General features: G+C 68.4%; 19 protein-coding genes. 11 read left to right on the top strand and 8 right to left on the bottom strand.

Going from position 1 to position 20,115, the window contains the following annotated elements:
* Positions 1–56 precede the first annotated feature (56 nt).
* Complete coding sequence (locus K883_RS18275; protein WP_036455138.1) at positions 57–1,538, bottom strand: serine/threonine-protein kinase; 1,482 nt, start codon at positions 1,536–1,538, stop codon at positions 57–59.
* A gap of 187 nt (positions 1,539–1,725) precedes the next feature.
* On the opposite strand from K883_RS18275, the gene K883_RS18270 reads away from it, so the two are divergent.
* Positions 1,726–3,111, top strand: a complete 1,386-nt coding sequence (locus K883_RS18270) for an FAD-binding oxidoreductase (protein WP_036455137.1) — start codon at positions 1,726–1,728, stop codon at positions 3,109–3,111.
* Positions 3,112–3,124: 13 nt separating this feature from the next.
* Here the strand turns inward: K883_RS18270 and K883_RS18265 are convergent, their stop codons facing one another.
* Positions 3,125–3,778 (bottom strand): carboxymuconolactone decarboxylase family protein, encoded by a 654-nt coding sequence (locus K883_RS18265; RefSeq protein WP_036455136.1) that lies wholly within the window; start codon positions 3,776–3,778, stop codon positions 3,125–3,127.
* A gap of 2 nt (positions 3,779–3,780) precedes the next feature.
* Positions 3,781–4,182 (bottom strand): nitroreductase family deazaflavin-dependent oxidoreductase, encoded by a 402-nt coding sequence (locus K883_RS18260; protein WP_020822237.1) that lies wholly within the window; start codon positions 4,180–4,182, stop codon positions 3,781–3,783.
* 84 nt (positions 4,183–4,266) lie between these two features.
* Here K883_RS18260 and K883_RS18255 point away from each other — a divergent pair, with 84 nt between their 5' ends.
* Positions 4,267–4,851: a TetR/AcrR family transcriptional regulator gene (locus K883_RS18255; RefSeq protein WP_036455135.1), complete on the top strand. Its 585-nt coding sequence runs from the start codon at positions 4,267–4,269 to the stop codon at positions 4,849–4,851.
* Between the two features lie 212 nt (positions 4,852–5,063).
* On the opposite strand, the gene K883_RS18250 is transcribed toward K883_RS18255, so the two are convergent.
* Positions 5,064–5,729 carry a TetR/AcrR family transcriptional regulator gene (locus tag K883_RS18250; protein WP_036455134.1) on the bottom strand — a complete coding sequence of 222 codons (666 nt, stop codon included), beginning with the start codon at positions 5,727–5,729 and terminating at the stop codon, positions 5,064–5,066.
* Positions 5,730–5,850: 121 nt separating this feature from the next.
* Between K883_RS18250 and K883_RS18245 the strand changes: the two genes are divergently transcribed.
* A complete protein-coding gene (locus tag K883_RS18245; protein ID WP_036455133.1) occupies positions 5,851–7,161 on the top strand; it encodes a cytochrome P450 in 1,311 nt (436 codons plus the stop codon).
* 3 nt (positions 7,162–7,164) lie between these two features.
* Here the strand turns inward: K883_RS18245 and trxB are convergent, their stop codons facing one another.
* The gene (trxB, locus tag K883_RS18240) at positions 7,165–8,157 is read right to left on the bottom strand and encodes a thioredoxin-disulfide reductase (protein ID WP_036455132.1); all 993 of its coding nucleotides are present in this window, start codon (positions 8,155–8,157) and stop codon (positions 7,165–7,167) included.
* A 290-nt stretch (positions 8,158–8,447) separates the two neighbouring features.
* Here trxB and K883_RS18235 point away from each other — a divergent pair, with 290 nt between their 5' ends.
* Positions 8,448–10,115 carry a nitrite/sulfite reductase gene (locus K883_RS18235; protein WP_036455131.1) on the top strand — a complete coding sequence of 556 codons (1,668 nt, stop codon included), beginning with the start codon at positions 8,448–8,450 and terminating at the stop codon, positions 10,113–10,115.
* Positions 10,112–10,828 carry a sirohydrochlorin chelatase gene (locus K883_RS18230; protein WP_036455130.1) on the top strand — a complete coding sequence of 239 codons (717 nt, stop codon included), beginning with the start codon at positions 10,112–10,114 and terminating at the stop codon, positions 10,826–10,828. Before K883_RS18235 ends, K883_RS18230 begins: the two co-directional genes overlap by 4 nt.
* Before the next feature lie 92 nt (positions 10,829–10,920).
* On the opposite strand, the gene K883_RS18225 is transcribed toward K883_RS18230, so the two are convergent.
* Positions 10,921–11,862, bottom strand: a complete 942-nt coding sequence (locus K883_RS18225; RefSeq protein WP_020822231.1) for a LysR family transcriptional regulator — start codon at positions 11,860–11,862, stop codon at positions 10,921–10,923.
* 224 nt (positions 11,863–12,086) lie between these two features.
* Here K883_RS18225 and fdxA point away from each other — a divergent pair, with 224 nt between their 5' ends.
* Positions 12,087–12,413, top strand: coding sequence for a ferredoxin (fdxA, locus tag K883_RS18220; protein ID WP_008255784.1), 327 nt, complete (start codon positions 12,087–12,089; stop codon positions 12,411–12,413).
* Between the two features lie 7 nt (positions 12,414–12,420).
* On the opposite strand, the gene K883_RS18215 is transcribed toward fdxA, so the two are convergent.
* Positions 12,421–12,777, bottom strand: a complete 357-nt coding sequence (locus K883_RS18215; protein ID WP_036455129.1) for a type II toxin-antitoxin system HicB family antitoxin — start codon at positions 12,775–12,777, stop codon at positions 12,421–12,423.
* A 161-nt stretch (positions 12,778–12,938) separates the two neighbouring features.
* Here K883_RS18215 and K883_RS18210 point away from each other — a divergent pair, with 161 nt between their 5' ends.
* The gene (locus tag K883_RS18210; RefSeq protein WP_036455128.1) at positions 12,939–14,213 is read left to right on the top strand and encodes an alpha/beta hydrolase; all 1,275 of its coding nucleotides are present in this window, start codon (positions 12,939–12,941) and stop codon (positions 14,211–14,213) included.
* Positions 14,214–14,232: 19 nt separating this feature from the next.
* Here K883_RS18210 and K883_RS18205 read toward each other — a convergent pair whose 3' ends face one another.
* Positions 14,233–14,667 carry a protease inhibitor I42 family protein gene (locus K883_RS18205; RefSeq protein ID WP_036455127.1) on the bottom strand — a complete coding sequence of 145 codons (435 nt, stop codon included), beginning with the start codon at positions 14,665–14,667 and terminating at the stop codon, positions 14,233–14,235.
* A gap of 146 nt (positions 14,668–14,813) precedes the next feature.
* Between K883_RS18205 and K883_RS18200 the strand changes: the two genes are divergently transcribed.
* The 4 genes from K883_RS18200 (at position 14,814) to K883_RS18185 (ending at position 20,054) form a co-directional block, all read left to right on the top strand.
* Positions 14,814–16,418: a Na+/H+ antiporter gene (locus tag K883_RS18200; protein WP_014379881.1), complete on the top strand. Its 1,605-nt coding sequence runs from the start codon at positions 14,814–14,816 to the stop codon at positions 16,416–16,418.
* A gap of 33 nt (positions 16,419–16,451) precedes the next feature.
* Positions 16,452–17,633, top strand: a complete 1,182-nt coding sequence (locus K883_RS18195; RefSeq protein WP_014711428.1) for an AAA family ATPase — start codon at positions 16,452–16,454, stop codon at positions 17,631–17,633.
* Positions 17,634–17,902: 269 nt separating this feature from the next.
* Positions 17,903–18,535, top strand: a complete 633-nt coding sequence (locus K883_RS18190; protein WP_014711427.1) for a TetR/AcrR family transcriptional regulator — start codon at positions 17,903–17,905, stop codon at positions 18,533–18,535.
* Positions 18,528–20,054: an FAD-dependent monooxygenase gene (locus K883_RS18185; RefSeq protein WP_014711426.1), complete on the top strand. Its 1,527-nt coding sequence runs from the start codon at positions 18,528–18,530 to the stop codon at positions 20,052–20,054. The genes K883_RS18190 and K883_RS18185 overlap by 8 nt, the downstream gene beginning before the upstream one ends.
* Positions 20,055–20,115 lie beyond the last annotated feature (61 nt).

Genomic DNA, 20,115 nt, shown 5'->3' with positions numbered 1-20,115 from the left:
CACGACGCCACCCGCCGCGTTGGCGGGGTACGCCCAAGACGTTGGCTTCCCAGTGATTACGACGCCGTCGCGTATTGCAGCACGGGTTCCGACGAATCGACGTGCCCGTAGCTGATGATCCGCAGCCGGTGCGGGCGGACCTCGTAGACGACGCCGTCGACCGGATTGGTGACGTCGAATCCGTCCTCGACGGGCTTGGCGTTGGAAAGCTCGATGTGGGCGCCATCGCGGATCCGCTCGCCGCGGTAATAGTAAGTCCCGCTGAGGTTTTGGCACACCACCGCCAGCGATTTGGCGGTGCGCACGACGGCGGCCGGCGGGTTGCCCGGGTCGCAGCGGGCCGTCTCGCCGACGAACCCGAGCCCGTCGGCGCCCTTCACCGGACGCGACAAGGTCGGCGTCAGCGGTGGCGGTGAGCTCGACGGCGCGGGAGGTGCGGCCGCCCGCGCCGACGACGGCCCCGGGGAGGCCGAATTGTTGTGATGAGTGCCGACAACGGATTTCACCGACAACACCAGGCCGACGATCAGCAGCACCGTCGCCACCGCTGTCACCACGAGCGGCGCGTGGCCTACCATCAGCCGGCGCGCCGGCCGCGGCGACGCAGGGGGCGGCTCGGGGGCGTCGTCGCCCGGGCCGGTATCCGGAAGCGCGACCGCCGGGAACGGACGGGTGCGCGGGAGCGGGAGCTGGCCGGCCCCAACGGAAACCGGCTCGTACGCCGCGAACACCGCTTCGCTGGCGGCCCGGGCCAATGCGCCGGCCGAATCAAATCGCGCCGTGCGCTGTTTGGCCATGCCCCGAGTGACGATGTCGTCGTAGTCCCGGCCGACACCGCGTCGCATGATGCTGGGCCTCGGCGCCGGCGACAGCAGGTGCGCGCTCTTCAGCTCCGCCGCGTCCTCGGCCTCGAACGGCGGCTGCCCGGTGAGGCACTCGTAGAGCACACACGCCAAGGAGTAGACGTCGGTCTGCGACCCGATGCGTCCGGTGGTGAATCGCTCGGGCGCCATGTAGGTGCGCGAAAGGGACTCGTCCCCGGCGGCTTCGGCGATGCCGAAGTCGGCCAGGTAGGTGAAGTGATCGTGGGTGAGCAGGATGTTTTCGGGTTTGACGTCGAGGTGCACCAGCCCGGCGGCGTGGGCGGCGTCCAGGGCGCGCGCCACCTGCGCGGTGATCGATGCCGCGCGTGAGGGCTCCAGCGCGCCCTGCTCGCGCAGCAGGTCCTTGAGGCTGCCGCCGTCGTCGACCAGGTGCATGTCGATGAACGGCACCCCGTCGATCTCGCCGAAGTCATGCAGCGGGAGGACGTGGGGCTCCTGCAGCCGCGTCACCTTGCGGCATTCGCGCCAAAGTCGTTGCTGGAAGCCAGGGTCCGCGGCCGTCGCGCCACGTAACAGCTTGAGCGCGACCATCCGGTCCTTAACCGTGTCGTAGGCCCGATAGACCTCGCCCAGTCCCCCGGCGCCGATCAGTGATCGCAGCTCGTACGGCCCGAACCGGGTACCGAGCCGCGAACCGCGGGACGTGGAGGCCACTGCGCAATCCTTTCGCAACGTCGAAGACAGTCCAGCCCGCGTGTTCCCGAATCGGGCGTCGACATAACGTGCGCAGGCTCACGCGTGTCGCAACCGCGCGGCAGCGCCGCCCGCAACTACGGTGCGCCGCCGTCCCCCACACCCCGATACAGTGAGTGGCTGTCCGACGGGAGAAGGTGGGCCTTCGATGACCGACATGACAACGCGGTTCGCGACGATCGTCGGCGCGCACCACATCCTAACGGGCGACGCCATCTCCGACGACTACGCACACGACGAGGTGCTGACCAAGCCCCCGCAACGACCCGCGTACCTGGCCAAGCCCGCGACCGCCGACGAGGTGGCACAACTGCTCAAGGCCGCCACGGAGAACCACGTGCCGGTGACGGCCCGCGGCTCGGGAACCGGCCTGTCGGGCGCGGCGATCCCCCGTGCCGACGGCCTGCTGATCTCGTTCGAGCGCATGAACGCCGTGCTCGAGGTCGACGTCACCAACCAGGTCGCCGTCGTCCAGCCCGGCGTGACGCTCACCGAACTGGACGCCGCGACCGCCGGCACGGGCCTGCGCTACATGGTCCACCCCGGCGAGCTGTCCTCCAGCGTCGGCGGCAACGTCGGCACCAACGCCGGCGGCATGCGCGCGGTCAAATACGGCATCGCCCGCCACAACGTGCTCGGCTTGCAGGCGGCGCTGCCCACCGGCGAGATCATCCGCACCGGCGGCAAGATCGCCAGGGTCTCCACCGGCTACGACCTGACCCAGCTCATCGTCGGCTCCGAGGGCACCCTGGCGCTGGCCACCGAGGTGATCGTCAAGCTGCATCCGCGCCTGGACCATTGCGCCACCGTGCTCGCGCCGTTCGCCGACTTCGACCAGGTCATGCAGGCGGTGCCGAAGATCCTCGCCAGCGGCATGGCGCCCTACATCCTGGAATACATCGACAACGTGACGATGGCCGCGCTGGTCCATACCCAGAACCTGGAGCTCGGTGTTCCCGACGACGTCCGCGACAGCTGCCAGGCCTATCTCGTTGTGGCGCTTGAGAACCGGACCGTGGATCGGCTGGACGAGGATGTCGAGACGACAGGTGAGCTGCTCGCCGAGCTGGGTGCCGTCGACGCCTATGTGCTCGACGGCGGCGCGGCGCGCAAGCTGATCGAGGCCCGCGAGAAGGCGTTTTGGACGCTCAAGGCGGTGGGCGCCGACGACCTCATCGATGCCGTTGTGCCGCGCGGCGCGATGCCGAAGTTCCTGTCTGCCGCGCGCGAGTTGGCGACGGCGGCCGGCGGCGCCGCGGCCGGCTGCGGGCATGCCGGCGACGGCAACGTGCACCTGGCCATCTTCTGCCCGGACCCCGCGACGCGGAAGAAGCTGTTGACCGACATCTTCGCGCTGGCAATGGAATTGGGAGGGGCGATCTCCGGCGAGCACGGCCTCGGCCGCGCCAAGGCCCCGTACTTCGTCGAACTCGAGGATCCCGTCAAGGTGGACCTGATGCGCCGCATCAAGGCCGGCTTCGACCCGGCCGGGATCCTCAACCCCGACGTCGTGTTCGCTTCGGGCGACGCGTAATCCGCCAGACGCCCTAGCCGACTAGCACGTCGTCAAGCGCCCGCAGGGCCGCCGCGGCGCGCCCGATGCCATACTCCGCGCAGAAGCGAATCACGTCACGGACGTCGTCGGCGCTGAGACCGGCGTCGAGCGCGAGTTCGACGTGGCGGCGCAGCGACTCGTCGAGATCCTGCTGGCCGACATCGGAGGTCAGCGCCATGATGGCGCGCTCGCGCCTGCTCAACAGGTCCTCCGACCACGCCCGGGACAGCTGCCAGTCGACGAATTCGGCGGTCCATTCGTCGGCGATGTCGGGGCGCGCCACCGCGTCGTTCACCGCGCACGGCCCCGGTTGCTCACCGAGATCGCTTGTGTCCATTCCGGTCTCGAACGCTATCTCGGTGAGACGGGCCAGCGCGTCCGCCGCCGCGGGGTAGCCCGAGTACGGGGCGACGAAACGGATCGCGGCCAACAATTCGGCGTAGGTAAGACCGTGCATCGTGGCCGCGGTGACGTGCATCCGGAAGGCCAGGCCCAGATGGGCGCGGCAGATGTCGAGCGTCACGGTCTGCAGCAGCTTCTCGCGAACGCTCGTCCCCGGCAGCCCGAACGTGAACGCGGCCACCTCGAGTCCGAGCTTTTCGAATTGCGGATCCAGTTCCCCCAGCGGACTGCTCGGTAGGTCCATCGTCAACGCGCCGTTGCTAATTGGCTCACGATGTCGAGGCGGAGGAACTCCGGTGCCTTGATCACCCTGCGCAGCATGAAGCGGATGAACGCCGGCATGTCGGTCGCGTCCTCGTCACGGAACACCACCGGGGCGCCGAGCTGATACCGCCGGCGCCGGGTCTGCAGTTCGCAGCCCCCCGCGGCGAGAACGTTGCGCACCCAATCGGTTTCGGGACCGTATGTCAGCGCAATCACAAATCCGTTGCGGCGGCGGAAAGCCCACAGCGGGGTGCGGAAGGTGCGCCCCGATTTGCGTCCGCGATGGACGACGATCGCCCATCCCGGCGCCCACGGGGCGATGTACTTGGTGAACCGATTGAGGCCGATTTTGTTGGCCCGGGCAACCCATCGCGGTGCTGGCATCTCTTAACTCCTCACTTGGGGAATTTATGGATCCAGGCTAACGCTGCAGCATCCGGAAGTCAACGACTGTAGAATTTCTGGATTGTGCCCCCCATTGGACGACGCCCGGGCAACCCCGACACCCGGAACGACATCGTGGCGACCGCTCGACGGCTGTTCGCCGAGTCGGGATACGACAAGACCTCGGTCCGCGACATCGCCGCCGGTGCCGGCGTCGACCCGGCGCTGATCCGGCACTATTTCGGCAGCAAGGCCGAGCTGTTCCGGTCCACCATGGGGTGGCCGTTCGACCCGGCCGAGGTCAGCGCGCGCATCGCCGGCGGCGATCGCGAGGAGATCGGCGCGCGCCTGACGCGGGTGTTCTTCGAAGCATGGGAGCGGCCGGACTCCCGCGCTTCCCTACTGGCGATCCTGCGGGGTGCCGCGACCCACGACGAGTCGGCCGCCTTGGTGCGCCAGTTCATTCAGGGCCAGCTGTACCCGCCGATGGCCAAACTGCTGACGGGATCGGATGCACAACTGCGTGTCGATCTGGCTATGGGCCAACTCCTGGGCATCGCCTACTTGCGCCACGTCCTGCAGGTCGAGCCGATCGCGTCCGCTCCAGTAGACGAACTCATCGCGCGGGTCACCCCGATCGTCACCGCCCATCTCACGCCGCGGGGTTAGACGACCTCGGGACGTCGCGGGCGGTAATTCGGTGCCGTCGCGGGCCGGTAATTTGGTGCCACCGCGGTCCGGACGACCATACGAAGTGCCCACCTCCGAGCGACAACACACTGCCGCGCATCGCGTTTGTCGCTCGGAGGTGGGCAAAAGGTGTGCCGTCTCTCGGAGAGACGAAAGTGGCGCATGTGACTCACCGGGCCACCGACAGCCGACTAGCTCGGCCCGGTGACCATCGGCATCAGGTAGTTGCGCACGTAGGTGCGGGTGTCGTCAACGGTGGCCAGGTTGATGCCGGTGTGCGGGGTGACGATGAATGACAGCGTCAGCCGGGTGTGCAGTTCGGCGACGGTGCGCAGGTGGCGCTCCTGAACCGCCGTGGTTTTCGAAGTGCCGTAGAGCGCGGCGCGCAGCAGCCCCATGGCGTGCTCGGTGGCGAAGTCGAGAATGGCGCCCGCGTCGATGGTCAGGCTGGGCAGAAGCGTTTCGGGCTCGGTGCGGAGCAGCTTCTTGAGCATGGCGTGTTCGCGCATGAACGTCACCGAGAACAGCGTGCTGTAGACCATGCGCTCTTCGAGTGTCGTGCCACGCGCCCAGGCCTGCGCGTCGCCCTCGAGGAAGCGGCGCGCCTCGGCCAGCACGACGGCATCGACGAGCGCCGCCTTGGTCGGGAACCGCCGATACAGGGTGGCGCGCCCGACGCCGCTGCGCCGCGCGACGTCTTCCATGGTGGTCCGGCGCATCCCCACCAGCTCGGCCTGTTCGGCGGTGGCGGCCAGGATGCGGGCAGTGATCTCGTCGGGGTTGTCGACCTGCGCAAGCACGACGGGATCGGGCTCGGTGAGTCGCCGCACGAACTCCGCCGTTCGCGTCGAGGTCACGAATCCCTCCTTGCCCGCTCGTCGCGGTCGTCGTATCGTAGCGATCGGAACATGCGAGACATTTAGGGTCTCATTGTATCGCAGGGTGCAAGCGGGGGTTGAGATTCCGGGAGGGATCCGTATGCGTGTCGGACTCAGGGCCCGGTGGGCGGCCATGCACGGCGTGCCGCGGGCGTACTTCGCCGTTCAGGCCCGCCGCGGCGACCCCCTGGCGCGGCTGCTGCGCAGCGGAACGGCCGATGACCGCTATGCGCTGATGGAGCAGATCCGGGCGCGCGGACGCGTGGTGCGCTCCCCGTACGTGTGGGCCAGTGTCGACCATGCCGTGTGTCGACAAATTCTGCGGGACAAGCGCTTTGGTGTCACCGCGCCCAGCGAGATGGAATTGCCCCGCCCGCTGAAGGCGCTCATCGCCAAAACCGACCCCGGCGTGGCCAACCCGGTCGAACCACCCGCGATGGTGATCGTGAATCCCCCCGATCACACCCGCTACCGACAACTGGTGGCACAAAGCTTCACCCCGCGCGCGATCGACTCACTGGACACCCGGGTCGCCGAAGTGACGATGGAGTTGATCGAGCGCATCGCCGCCACACCGCAGCCCGATTTGATCGCCGACTTCGCGATGCAACTGCCGGTCGCTATTATCGCCGAAATCCTTGGCCTGCCGCGTGATTCGTATCCGCGCATGCTGGGGTGGGGCCGCAGCGGTTCCCCGTTGCTGGATATCGGGATCGACTGGAAGACGTACCGCGACGCCATCGACGGGCTGCGCGGCGCCGACGATTACCTGCTCGAGCACCTCCACAGACTGCGCGCCGACCAGAAGAGCGACAATCCGTTCGGCCGCATGGCCGCCGACGGCTCGCTGACCGATCGCGAACTCACCGCCAACGCCGCGCTGATCGTCGGCGCGGGCTTCGAGACGACGGTGAACCTGATAGGCAACGGCATCGTGCTGTTGCTGCAGCACCCCGAGCAGTTGGCGCTGCTGCACGACAATCCGGACCTTTGGCCCTCCGCGGTCGAGGAGGTCCTGCGGTTCGCCAGTCCGGTTCAGATGACCGCGCGCACCCCGAACTGCGACGTCGAAATCGCCGGGGCCCACATCGCGGCCGGCGACATGGTCGGACTGTTCCTCGGCGGCGCCAACCGTGATCCGAAGGTGTTCACCGATCCAACGACTTTCGATATCACCCGGGCCAACGCGCGCGACCACCTCGCGTTCGCATCCGGCATCCACGCCTGCCTCGGTGCCGCCCTGGCCCGCATCGAGGGAGCGACCGCCCTGCGCGCACTATTCGAGAGTTTTCCCGATCTGCGCCTGACGGCTCCCCCACAACCGCGAGGGCTGATCAACTTGCACGGATACACCCGGCTGCCGGCCCAACTCGGCGGTCGCAGAACGACTTCCGCCGAACTTCCCGTCTAAACCTCAGTTACGCAACGGTTCTCGACCTATAGCCGGCGTCACGGACGCGTCCACGTCGGTTTCCTCGTGGTCGGCGAGCCAGCGTTCGGCGTCGATGGCGGCCGAACAGCCGCTGCCCGCGGCGGTCACGGCCTGGCGGTAGGTGCGATCCACCAGATCCCCGGCGGCAAACACCCCCTCGATCGAGGTACTGGTAGTACGGCCACGCACCAACACATACCCATCCGCGTCGGTCTCGAGCACCTCACGCACCAACTCCGAACGCGGGTCATGCCCGATCGCCACGAACACCCCGCTGACCGCCAGCGTCGAGGACGCACCGCTCACCGTGTCACGCAACCGCAACCCCGTCACCGTCTCGGCACCCTCGACCGCCTCAACCGCCTTATTCGTCACAAACGTGATCTTGTCGTTGGCCTTCGCCCGCTCCAACATGATCCGCGACGCCCGGAACTCCTCACGGCGATGCACCAACGTCACACTGCGGGCAAACCGGGTCAAAAACGTGGCCTCCTCCATCGCCGAATCCCCACCACCGATCACCGCGATGTCTTGATCCTTGAAAAAGAACCCATCACAGGTCGCACACGACGACACCCCACGCCCCAACAACTCCTGCTCCCCGGGCACCCCCAAATACCGGGCCGCCGCCCCCATCGCCAAAATCACCGCCCGCCCCCGAACGGTCTCCCCCTCGCTGGTGGTCACCGACTTCACCGCACCCGCCAGCGACACCGATTCGACGTCTTCCATGCGCAGATCAGCACCAAACCGCAACGCCTGCTCACGCATCTGATCCATCAACTCCGGACCCATGATCCCGTCACGAAACCCCGGATAATTCTCCACCTCGGTCGTCGTCATCAACGCCCCACCAAACGACGTCCCCTCAAACACCACCGGCGCCAACTGCGCCCGCGCGCTATACAACGCCGCGGTATACCCAGCAGGACCCGAACCAATAATGATCACGTCATGGATGTCGGAGGAGCTCATAAGCGGCCACACTACTGCGAGTCCGGCCAATCCCTCTGGCCGCCAAGGCAACGCCGTGAAGCAGCGCACACAACGCGAGGTTGTGCCCTCACAACGTCTGACCTCTACTGACGCCGGCGCGACTCGTGCACTATGGAAATCGCGCCCCGTGGGTCCAATGACGAACCTGCGGGTGCCCACAGACCCAACATCATCGCGAATGCCCGGTAGCCGAGAAGGCCCGCAGCCCGCCTCCGGCCGCACGCCGCCAATCTGAGCCGCCGCGACGAAGTTCGCGAAGGAGCACGCATATGACCACCGCACGTCCCGTGAAGACCCGCAACGAGGGTCAGTGGGCGCTGGGGGATCGCGAACCCCTCAACGACACCGAGAAGATCAAGAACGACGACGGTCCGCTGAACGTCCGCGACCGCATCATCAACGTCTACTCCAAGCAGGGCTTCGACAGCATCGACAAGTCCGACCTGCGCGGACGGTTCCGCTGGATGGGCCTCTACACCCAGCGCGAGCAGGGCTACGACGGCAGCTGGACCGGCGACGAGAACACCGACAAGATCGAAGCCAAGTACTTCATGATGCGGGTCCGCTCGGACGGCAAGGCGATGACGGCGCACACGATGCGCACGCTGGGCCAGATTTCGACCGAATTCGCCCGCGACACCGCCGACATCAGCGACCGCGAAAACCTGCAACTCCACTGGGTCCGCATCGAGGACGTCCCCGAGATCTGGCGGCGGCTCGACTCCGTCGGACTGCAGACCACCGAGGCCTGCGGCGACTGCCCGCGCGGCATCCACGGTTCGCCGCTGGCCGGCGACTCGCTCGACGAGGTGCTCGACCCCTCGCCCGCGATCGACGAGATCGTCCGCCGCTCGCTGAACAACCCCGAGTACGCCAACCTGCCGCGCAAGTACAAGACCGCGGTCTCCGGTCTGCAGGACGTCTCCCACGAGACGCACGACATCGCGTTCGTCGGCGTCCACCACCCAGAACACGGGCCCGGCCTGGACCTGTGGGTGGGCGGCGGTCTGTCGACCAACCCGATGCTGGCCCAGCGGCTCGGCGTCTGGGTTCCGCTGAACGAGGTGCCCGACGTCTGGGAGGCCGTCACCCAGCTATTCCGCGACTACGGCTACCGCCGGCTGCGCGCCAAGGCCCGGCTGAAGTTCCTGGTCAAGGACTGGGGCGTCGAGAAATTCCGTGAAGTCCTCGAAGAGGAATACCTCAACCGCCGGCTGATCGACGGCCCGGCCCCCACGCCCGTCAAGCACACCATCGACCACGTCGGCGTGCAGCGAATCAAGAACGGCCTCAACGCCGTTGGCGTCGCGCCGATCGCCGGGCGCGTGTCGGGCAGCACCCTGTCGGCCGTGGCCGACCTGATGGAGAAGGCCGGCTCCGACCGGGCGCGGTGGACCCCGTTCCAAAAGCTGGTCATCCTCGACGTCGCCGACGACAAGGTCGACGAACTGGTCGCGGGCCTCGACGCGCTCGGGCTGCCGTCGCGGCCGTCGTCGTGGCGCAAGAACACCATGGCGTGCACCGGAATCGAGTACTGCAAGCTGTCGTTCGCCGAAACCCGGGTCCGCACCCAGACTTTGGTGCCCGAGCTCGAGCAGCGCCTGGCCGACGTCGAGTCGCGACTGGACGCGCCGATCAGCGTGCACCTCAACGGCTGCCCGAACTCGTGCGCCCGAATCCAGGTCGCCGACATCGGGTTCAAGGGCCAGTGGATCGACGACGGCGACGGCAACTCCGTCGAGGGCTTCCAGGTGCACCTGGGCGGCGGCCTGGGCGAGCAGAGCGGCTTCGGCCGAAAACTGCGCCAACACAAGGTCACCAGCGCCGAACTGGGCGACTACATCGACCGCGTGACCCGCAAGTACCTCGAAAAGCGCGACAGCGGAGAGGCTTTCGCGTCCTGGGCGCTGCGCGCCGAGGAGGACGACCTGCGGTGAGCACGCTCGTCCTCACCGCGCACGGCAGCCGCGACCCCCGGTCGGGCGCCAACGCCGAAGCCGTGGCCGACCGCCTGAGGCGGATGCGGCCGGACCTCGACGTGCGGCTGGCGTTCCTCGAGCTCAACGCCCCGAACTTCGTCGACGTGCTGGCGGGGCTGCCGGACAGCCGCCGGGCGGTCGTGGCCCCGTTGCTGCTGGCCAGCGCGTATCACGCGCGCCTGGACATCCCCGAGCAGATCGCCCGCGCCGGCGCCCGGGGCATCCGGCAGGCCGACGTGCTCGGCGAGGACGACCGCCTGGTCACCGTCCTGGGCGAGCGTCTGACCGAGATCGGCGTGTCACCCCTCGACGACGATCTCGGGGTGCTGGTCGTCGCGATCGGCTCGTCGAACCTGGCCGCCAATGCCCGCACCGCGAAGGTGGCGTCGCGGCTGGCCGCCGGCACCCGATGGGCCGGCGCCGCAACGGCTTTCGCCACCCGGCCCGAGGCGTCGGTGGCCCGGGCCGCCGACCAGCTGCGCCGCCGCGGCGCGCGCCGGCTGGTGATCGCGCCGTGGTTCTTGGCGCCGGGATTCATCACCGACGGCGTGTCAACCTTCGCCCGGGACAACGACATTCGGTTGGCCTCCCCGCTGGGCGCGCACCCGCTGGTGGCCGAGACCGTGCTCGACCGCTACGACGAGGCGCTGGCCGCCGACGCCGCGGCGTAAGTCCTTTCTCTCTCCTTCTTCCCGCCGAACGTCGACTTGTTGCGGCAAAACGCCCGGAAACCCCGCAACAACTCCACGCTCGGCGGAACGTCCTACGCCCTCGTGCGGTTGATGATGTGACTCAACAGGTCGCGGATCGCCCCTGCCGGCGGAGTACGCCCACCGACCCAGATGGCCCGAAACTTGCGGCGCAGATCCAGCTTTGGGATGTGGACCGCGTGCAGACGGCCGACCGCCAGGTCGTCGGCCACCGCCAGCCTGCTCATCGCCGCCGGGCCCGCGCCGGCGAGGACGGCGGCGCGCATCGCCGCCGACGACGTCAACTCCAGCACGGGTGCGGCTTGCTGCATGTCCTCCCCGAGCACCTGGCGCAGGGCCGCCGCCAGCGAATCGCGGATGCCGGAATGGAGTTCGCGGGACACCAACGGCGTCTGCGCGAGTTCGCGCGCGGTCACGATCCGCGACCGTCGGGCCCACTTGTGGTCCGGCGGGACGACGATCACCAGCTCGTCCTCCCCCACCACGCAGCTGCCCAAACCCTTTGGTGTGCCGGGGTTTTCGACGAACCCTAGGTCGGCGGTGCCGTCGCGCACCGACGCGATCGCGTGGTCACTGTTGGTGGCGGTCAGGATGACCTGCGGCGCGGTGTCGCCGCGCCGCGCGGCATCGGCCTGCAGGGACAGCAGCCAGTGCGGCATGAGTTGCTCGGAGATCGTCTGGCTGGCCGACACCCGGATGCGTTCGCGGCCTTCCTTGCGCAGCGAGCCCAGCCCGGCGTCGACCTCGTGGGCCACGTCGAGCAGGCGGGTCGCCCAGTCCGCGACGATCAGGCCCGCGGGCGTCAGTTGGGAGCCGCGCGTGGTCCGGACGGCCAGGGTGACGCCGATCTGGGCCTCCATGGTGGCCAGGCGCCGGGAGATCGCCTGCTGGGTCAGCCCCAGCTCGCGCGCGGCCCGGCCGAGGCTGCCCGTCTCGGCGATCGCCAAAAACGCCTCGAACGAGGCCAGTTCGGGAAGCCGAGGGCTGAGTGGCATGGTGCAGCGCTCACAATCAAATCGTGTGACCACAACTATAGCTTGTGACACCACAACGCCAAACCTCTACTCACGCCCGGCGCGGGCCGGAAGCATGGGAAACATTGCCGCCCGAAAGGGCCGGTGAGCCGCGCGGATGCCGCCGCGCTAAATTAGCCAGCCTGACCGAGTTGCTGCGGCCCGCAGCCGGCTGACCCCGCTAGCCAGACGGAAGGACAACATTCGTGGCCTACGTGATCGCCGAACCCTGCGTCGACATCAAAGACAAGGCATGCATCGAGGAATGCCCCGTCGACTGCATCTACGAGGGCGCCCGGATGCTCTACATCCACCCCGACGAGTGCGTGGACTGCGGCGCCTGCGAGCCGGTGTGCCCGGTCGAGTCGATCTTCTACGAGGACGACCTGCCCGACGAGCACAGCGGATACCTGCAGATCAACGCCGACTTCTTCGCCGAGCTCGGCTCGCCCGGCGGGGCCGCGAAGGTCGGGCTGACCGAGAACGACCCCGCCCCGGTGAAGAACCTCGAGAGCAGGGCAGAGGCGTCGTAGCCGCTCGCTAGTCCCATCCGGACAGGCCGAAGGTGTCGCTGGGCCGCCGCCCGGCGAGTTTCTGAACCACCCACTGGTTCATCGACACCCCCTGTTCGGCGGCTTCCACGGCCAGGCGGCTGTGCAGCTCGGGGGATGTTCGGACGACGATCGTGCCGCTGTAGTTGCGGTCCGCCATCGGGATCGGCGGCGTTTCGCCGCACGCCAGCATGGCCTGAACGTGCCGGTCGACGGCCTCCTCGATCTCAACCATTGCCTCCGGTGCCGTGCGCCCCTCGCGCCGCATGAACGGCAACTCGAGACACGAGGCGTCATACCGGTCGTAGTGCCGTGACCAGGCGACGCGGTAGGTGTAGTGGTTCACGCCGGGTTGATAGCACGGCCGCTATTAAATCCGCGAGTCACATATCCCCACCGGGAGAGCGCGGGCGGCGGGGGCGGGCCAGCCTCTCCAGACCAATGTGGCCGTCCCAAATCCGCTAGCACCGGCGCTATCGAAAACCAGACGTTTCGTAAGGTGAGGCAATGCGGACAGCTCGAATCACCCACCTCACCCGCCAAATCGGGTCGCTAGCGGTCACCGCGGTGACCGCGGCGTCCACACTCAACGCCTACCGCCCGCTGGCGCGCGGCGGCTACCCGTCGCTGTACTCGTGGATGGTCGGGCTCATCGTCACCGAGTTGCCGCTGCAGACGCTGGCCAGCCAGCTCGGCGGGCTGGCCCTGACGGCACGCCGCCTGACGCGGCCCGTGCGCATCACGGCATGGTTGGTTGCCGGGCTCTCGGCGCTCGGCCTGCTCAACCTGAGCCGCGCGGGGCATCGCGCCAACGTGCCGCTGACCGAGGCGTTGGACAGCGGGCTGGGACCGGACCGGCTCACCGAGTCGGCCAGCCTGTGGCGCCGGCCGAGCGGCAGCGGCACCGCCAAGACGCCGGGACTGCTACGGATGCTGCGGATCTACCGCGACTACGCCCACGACTCCAACATCAGCTACGGCGAATTCGGCGGTGCCAACCACCTGGACATCTGGCGGCGCCCCGACCTCGATCCGGCCGGCAAGGCCCCGGTGCTGTTCCAGATCCCCGGCGGCGCCTGGACGACGGGAAACAAACGCGGACAAGCGCATCCGCTGATGAGCCACCTCGCCGAACTCGGCTGGATCTGCGTGGCGATCAACTACCGGCACAGCCCGCGCAACACCTGGCCCGACCACATCGTCGACGTCAAGCGCGCCCTCGCCTGGGTCAAACAACACATCGCCGAATACGGCGGCGACCCCGACTTCATCGCCATCACCGGCGGTTCGGCCGGCGGCCATTTGTCTTCGCTGGCCGCGCTCACCCCCAACGACCCGCAATTCCAGCCGGGCTTCGAGGACGTCGACACCCGCGTGCAGGCGGCCGTGCCGTTCTACGGCATCTACGACTTCACCCGATTCGACAAGACGCTGCACCCGATGATGCCCGGGCTGCTGATCAAATCGATCATCAAACAAAAGCCCTCGACCCACCGACAGACGTTCGAAACCGCGTCGCCGGTCAACCACATCCATGCCGACGCTCCCCCGTTCTTCGTCCTGCACGGCCGCAACGACTCGCTGGCCTACGTCGAACAGGCGCGCACCTTCGTCGAAAAGCTGCGCCAAGCCAGCGCTCAGCCGGTGCTCTACGCCGAATTGCCTTTCACCCAACACGCTTTCGACATCTTCGGCTCGGTGCGCGCGGCGCACACCGCGGTGGCCGTCGAGCAATTCCTCGCCGAGATCTACGCCCGACAGCGCCAGGTCGCCGTCGCGTAACCGCTGACGCCACAAGGACTTATCGCACGGTCACGGTCAGCGTGTAGACGCATCCCGGCTTGGCGTCCTTTTCCACAAAGCTGTTGTACGTCGCGCCGATGGTGGTGGTCCCCGGTCTCATGGCCGCGAACGTCCACGTCTCGGTGCCCGGCGCCCCCAGGGCGTCGGAGGCCGGCGGCACGAACTCGTGACTGAGCTGCCTGATGATCGCCGAGTCGCCGATCTTGGCGTCGGGCGTCCACCGGTAGGGCGTGGTGTAGTTCGAACCCAATTCCACGACCAACGTGTTGCCGACGTCGAGGATGATGCTCTGGTTGATCTCGCTCTGGGTCAGCACTTCGGTCATCGGGACCCGAAGGGTCTTGGTCGACGGCGGATTCCTGGACGCGAAGTGGCAGCCCACCACCGACGACAACATGAGCACGGCGACTGTTGCCAGCAGCCTCACCTTCACCAGATCCCCCTTCGATTCCGCTCCGGAGCCTATCGGTCTGATCCAGACCGAAGATAGGCGCGACGCCATCGTGCGTGACCGGGCGGGCCGTCAGACGTCGGGCGGCCCGCGCAGCCACCGACCGTGTCATCCGGCAGGATGGGCTGGTGTTTGGCCTCGAACTGATCGTCGCCCTGGTGTCCACCGTCATCGTGGGGACGGTCATCGGCCGACGCTATCGCGTGGGTCCCCCGGTGCTGCTCATCTTGATGGGCGTGCTGCTGGGTCTGGTCCCCCATTTCGGTCATGTGCGGGTCAACGGCGAAATCGTGTTGCTGCTGTTTCTTCCCGCGATCCTGTACTGGGAGGGCCTGAACACCAGCTTCCGCGAGATCCGGGCCAACGCGCGCATCATCGTGTTCCTCAGCGTCGCCCTGGTGATCGCGACCGCGGTGGCGGTGTCGTGGACGGCGCGGGCGCTGGGCATGAATCCGCACGCGGCGGGCGTCCTGGGCGCGGTGCTCTCGCCCACCGACGCGGCCGCGGTGGCCGGCCTCGCGAAGAAGCTGCCACGCCGGGCGCTGACCGTGCTGAAGGCCGAGAGTCTCATCAACGACGGCACCGCCCTGGTCTTGTTCGCCGTCAGCGTCCACGTCGCGATCGGCGGGGCCGCGATCAGCCCACCCGAGGTGACGGCCCGGTTCATCGGCTCTTACCTCGGTGGCATCGCCGCCGGGCTGCTCGTCGGCGGCGCGGTCACGCTGCTGCGCAAGCGAATCGACGCGCCCCAGGAAGAGGGGGCGCTGAGCCTGGTGACGCCGTTCGCGGCGTTCTTGCTCGCGCAATCGATGGAATGCAGCGGGGTGGTTGCGGTGATGGTGTCCGCGCTCGTCCTGGCCTACGCCGGACCCGTGGTCATCCGGGCCCGCTCGCGACTGCAATCCTCGGCCTTCTGGGACATCGCGACCTTCCTGCTCAACGGCTCGCTCTGGGTGTTCGTCGGCGTCCAGATCCCCGGCGCGCTGCGCGGCATCGCCGGCGTCGACGGCGGCATTCGCCACGCGTTGTTCGTCGCGCTGGTGGTCACCGCCGTCGTGATCGTGTCGCGCATCTTCTGGGGCGAGATCACCACGCTGCTGATCCGGCTGATCGACCGGCGCCAGGTCCAACGCGAACGTCGGGTCAACTGGCGCCAGCGCTTCGTCACCGTCTGGGCGGGGTTCCGTGGGGCCGTATCGCTGGCCGCCGCGGTCGCCGTGCCGATGACGACGCTGAGCGGCGCGCCCTTCCCGGACCGCAGCCTGCTGATCTTCATCGTGACCGTCGTCATCCTGGTGACCGTCCTGGTCCAGGGCAGCACCCTGCCGGCCGTGGTCCGATGGGCGAAAATGCCCGAGGACGCCACCCACGCCGAGGAACTGCAACTGGCTCGTTGCCGGGGATCCCAGGCCGCGCTCGCCGCGCTGCCGACGGTCGCCGACGAGGTCGGCATCAGCGACGACCTGCGCCGGCGGCTGCAAACCGAATACGAGGAAAAGGCCGCGCTCGTGCTGGCCACCGAGGACGGGTCGACGGACCACCGCATCCTCAAGGGCCGCGAGAAGGTCCGCCAGGTGCGCCTGGGCGTGCTCGAGCACAAGCGCCGCGAAATCACCGCGCTGCGCAACCAGAACCTCATCGACGACATCGTGCTGCGCGAGCTGCAGAACGAGATGGATCTCGAGGAGGTGCAGCTCCTCGCCGCGGCGGCCGACGAGGACGAGGGCGACTAGGGCCCGTCGGTGGCCGACCGTACAGTCGGCCGCATGCTGCAGACCGTCGCGATCCGCGGATATCGCTCGCTGCGCGAGGTGATCCTGCCGCTGGCCCGGCTGTCGGTGATCACCGGCGCCAACGGGTCCGGCAAGTCGTCGCTGTATCGCGCGCTGCGGCTGCTCGCCGACTGCGGGCGCGGCGAGGTGATCGGGTCGCTCGCCCGCGAGGGCGGGCTGCAGTCGGTGCTGTGGGCCGGCCCCGAGCAGGTGGCCGGGGCCCGACGCACCGGCAAGACCGAGGGCACGGTGCGCACCCGGCCCGTATCGCTCGAAATGGGCTTCGCCGCAGACGATTTCGGTTATCTGGTGGACCTGGGCATCCCGCAGTCCGCCGGGAAGTCGGTGTTCGCCCGCGATCCGGAGATCAAACGGGAGGTGTTGTTCGCCGGCCCGGTGCTGCGGCCCAGTACGACGCTGGTGCGCCGGTCGCGGGTGTTCGCCGAGGCCCGCGCGGACTCCGGCGGCGGTTTCGACGAGCTGTCGCGATCGCTGCCGTCGTATCACAGCGTGCTGGCCGAATACGCCCACCCGCACGCGCTTCCCGAGCTCGCGGCCGTGCGGGAACGGCTGCGCGGGTGGCGGTTCTACGACGGCTTCCGGGTCGACGGCGGGGCGCCCGCGCGGCACCCGCAGGTCGGCACCCGCACCCCGGTGCTCTCCGACGACGGCAGCGACCTCGCGGCCGCGATCCAGACCATCCTCGAAGCGGGGTTCGACGATCTGGGCCGCGCCGTCGCCGAGGCGTTCGACGGCGCCACCCTCTCGGTGGCCATCCACGACGGGCTGTTCGACCTTCAGCTCCGCCAGCGGGGCATGCTGCGCGCGTTGCGCGCGGCCGAATTGTCCGATGGCACACTGCGTTTCCTGCTCTGGGCCGCCGCGCTGCTCAGCCCGCAACCGCCCTCGCTGATGGTGCTCAACGAACCCGAGACCTCGCTGCACCCGGACCTGGTGGCGCCGCTGGCGTCGCTGATCCGTACCACGGCCGCCAAGACGCAGGTCGTGGTGGTCACGCATTCGCGTGTCCTGCTGGAATTCCTGGACGCGGCGCCGATCTTGGATGCGGCCGACGGGCAGGCCATCGAGATCGAGCTGTACAAGGACTGGGGCGAAACGCGCATCGGCGGCCAGACCCTGATCACGACCCCGCGGTGGGATTGGGGTGCGCGCTAGGGGGTTTCGGCTTGGCTTGGCGGCTTACGTTCGCGGCGTTCGCGGCGTTCGCCGCGTTCGCCGCGTTCGCGGCGCTCGCCCCGTCTTCGCCGCGAGTGTGAATCCTGGGCGTTGAGTGTGAAACCTGGGCGGCCTTTCTCGGCGTGTCGCCGCCATGGCTTCACTATGAAAGCCCTCAGTGCACACCGAAAGCCCTCAGTGCACACTCGAGAAAAACTGCCTACCGGGCAATATTGCCTACCGGGCATCTTTTGCGTACGGTGGCCCCTATGTCCGGACTGCGCGAACGCAAAAAGGCCGACACCCGGCGCGCGCTCAGCGATGCCGCGCTGCGCCTGGCTTTCGAGCGCGGGCTGGACAACGTGACGCGCGAAGACGTCGCCAACATGGCGGGCGTCTCACTGCGCACGTTCAACAACTACTTCAGCGGCAAATACGAGGCACTGGCCTACCGGCAAGCCGAACGCCTGCGCCGCAGCGTCGCATTGCTCCGAGAGCGTCCCGCCGACGAGCCGCTGTGGACGGCGATCGCCCACGCCGTGCTGGAGCCCCTGGAGGACGACTTCGGCGACGTCTACGGCAACGAGAACCGGGCACCCAGCCGCCAGGAACTCGTCGAGGTGCGAAAGCTGCTCATGCAGCCGCAAGTTCGAAACTCGGTGCCGCAGAACCTGTTCGACGAGTTCCTCAGCGTGATCGCCGATCGCACCGGCACCGACCCGAAGCATGACCTGTACCCGCGATTGGTCATGTCCGTCGTGCGGGCCGTCGGCGACGCCGCGGCCGACGCCTATGCATGGGCCGACCCCCCGGTGGCGATCACCACGTTGATCTGCTCGGGCTTCGCCGCCGTCGAGGCGGGGCTACCGGAACCCACCAGAAAGAAGGCAGCCCATGACTGACGAACACGCCGACGTCGTCGTCGCCGGCGCCGGCCCCAACGGGCTGATGCTGGCCTGCGAGCTGGCGCTGGCCGGCATCAGGCCCATCGTACTGGATGCCCTGCCTGGCCCCAGCTCCGAGCCGAAGGCCAACGGCCTTGTCGGACAGGTCGTTCGGATGCTCGACATGCGCGGGATGTATCGGGACTTCACCGGTGACGAGGGCCCACCGCGGCCCAGCCCGGGATGGATGTTCGCGGCCATGCCGCTGATCTTCCCCGAGGGCCGCGACAACCCGATGTACGCGATGCTCATGCCCCAGCCCCGGCTCGTGCGGCTGCTGGAGAAGCGGGCCCGCGACCTCGGCGTGGATGTGCGCTGGGGCCACGAACTCGTCGGCATCGCACCGGGGGCCGAGTCCGTCGCGCTGCACGTCGCGTCACCCGGAAGCGACTACGCCATCGCCGCCGGTTACGCGGTCGGCGCGGACGGCGGGCGCAGCCTGGTGCGCAAGTCCCTGGGCATCGACTTCCCCGGCACCACCTCACCGATGGTCGCTCGGCTGGCCCACGTGCACATTCCCGACCAGTACCGCCGCCCGGACATCGCCAGCATCGAGGTCCCGGGATTCGGTCCGCTTCGCTTCGGGCACAGCCGCTTTGACCGGGGCGGGATGATCTATGCCGAGTTCGAGCCGGGCCGCGCACTGCTCGGGACCATCGAATTCGGCCCGCCGGTGGACGAGGTGCCGATGAGTCTGGTCGAGTTGCGCGAGAGCGCGCGCCGGGTGCTGGGTGTCGACGTTCCGTTCGAGGAGCCGAAAGGCCCCGGGCCCCATGCGCTTCGGCGCATCAACGGACAAAACACCCGGCATGCCGAACGCTACCGCGTCGGCCGCGTCCTGCTGCTCGGCGACGCCGCGCATGTGCACAGCGCGATGGGCGGCCCGGGCCTGAACCTGGGGTTGCAGGACACCATGAACCTGGGCTGGAAGCTGGCCGCCGAGATCAACGGAACGGCGCCGGCCGGACTGCTCGACACCTACCAGTCCGAGCGCCATCCGGTCGGCCAGCGCGTCATGATGCACTCGCTGTCCCAGATCGCGCTCATGGCGCCGGGACCCGAAGTCGCCGCGCTGCGAACGCTGTTGGGCGAGCTGTTCACCTTCCCGGACGCACAAAGGCACATGGCGGCGCTGCTGGCCGGCTCCGACGTGCGCTACGACGTGGGCGACGACCACCCGCTGTCGGGCCACCTCGTGCCCGACCTGAGTTTCGATGGCGGCCGACGGGTGGCCGACGTACTCCACGATGGCCGTCCGGTCCTGCTCGACCTCGGCCGCGGCGTCGCGAACGCGGCGCAAGGGTGGGCCGCTCGGGTCGACGTCGTCACCGCGAGCGCCGCCGAGCGACCCGCCGCGGCGCTGCTGATCCGGCCGGACGGCTATGTGGCCTGGGCGGCCGACGAATTCGGCAGCACTCAGGAAGAGGCCCTGCGCGCCGCGTTACGGCGCTGGTTCGGGCCGCCGTCCAACGGATAGCTGCCCCCGCGAGCGGAATTCATACAGTGTTCAGGCGCGCGTCGGCTCGGCATTGATGTGC

Source organism: Mycobacterium sp. TKK-01-0059, assembly GCF_000709305.1.
Classification (GTDB): domain Bacteria; phylum Actinomycetota; class Actinomycetes; order Mycobacteriales; family Mycobacteriaceae; genus Mycobacterium; species Mycobacterium intracellulare.
The sequence above is the reverse complement of the archived record's forward strand: the minus strand, read 5'-3'. Positions and strand labels throughout refer to the sequence as shown.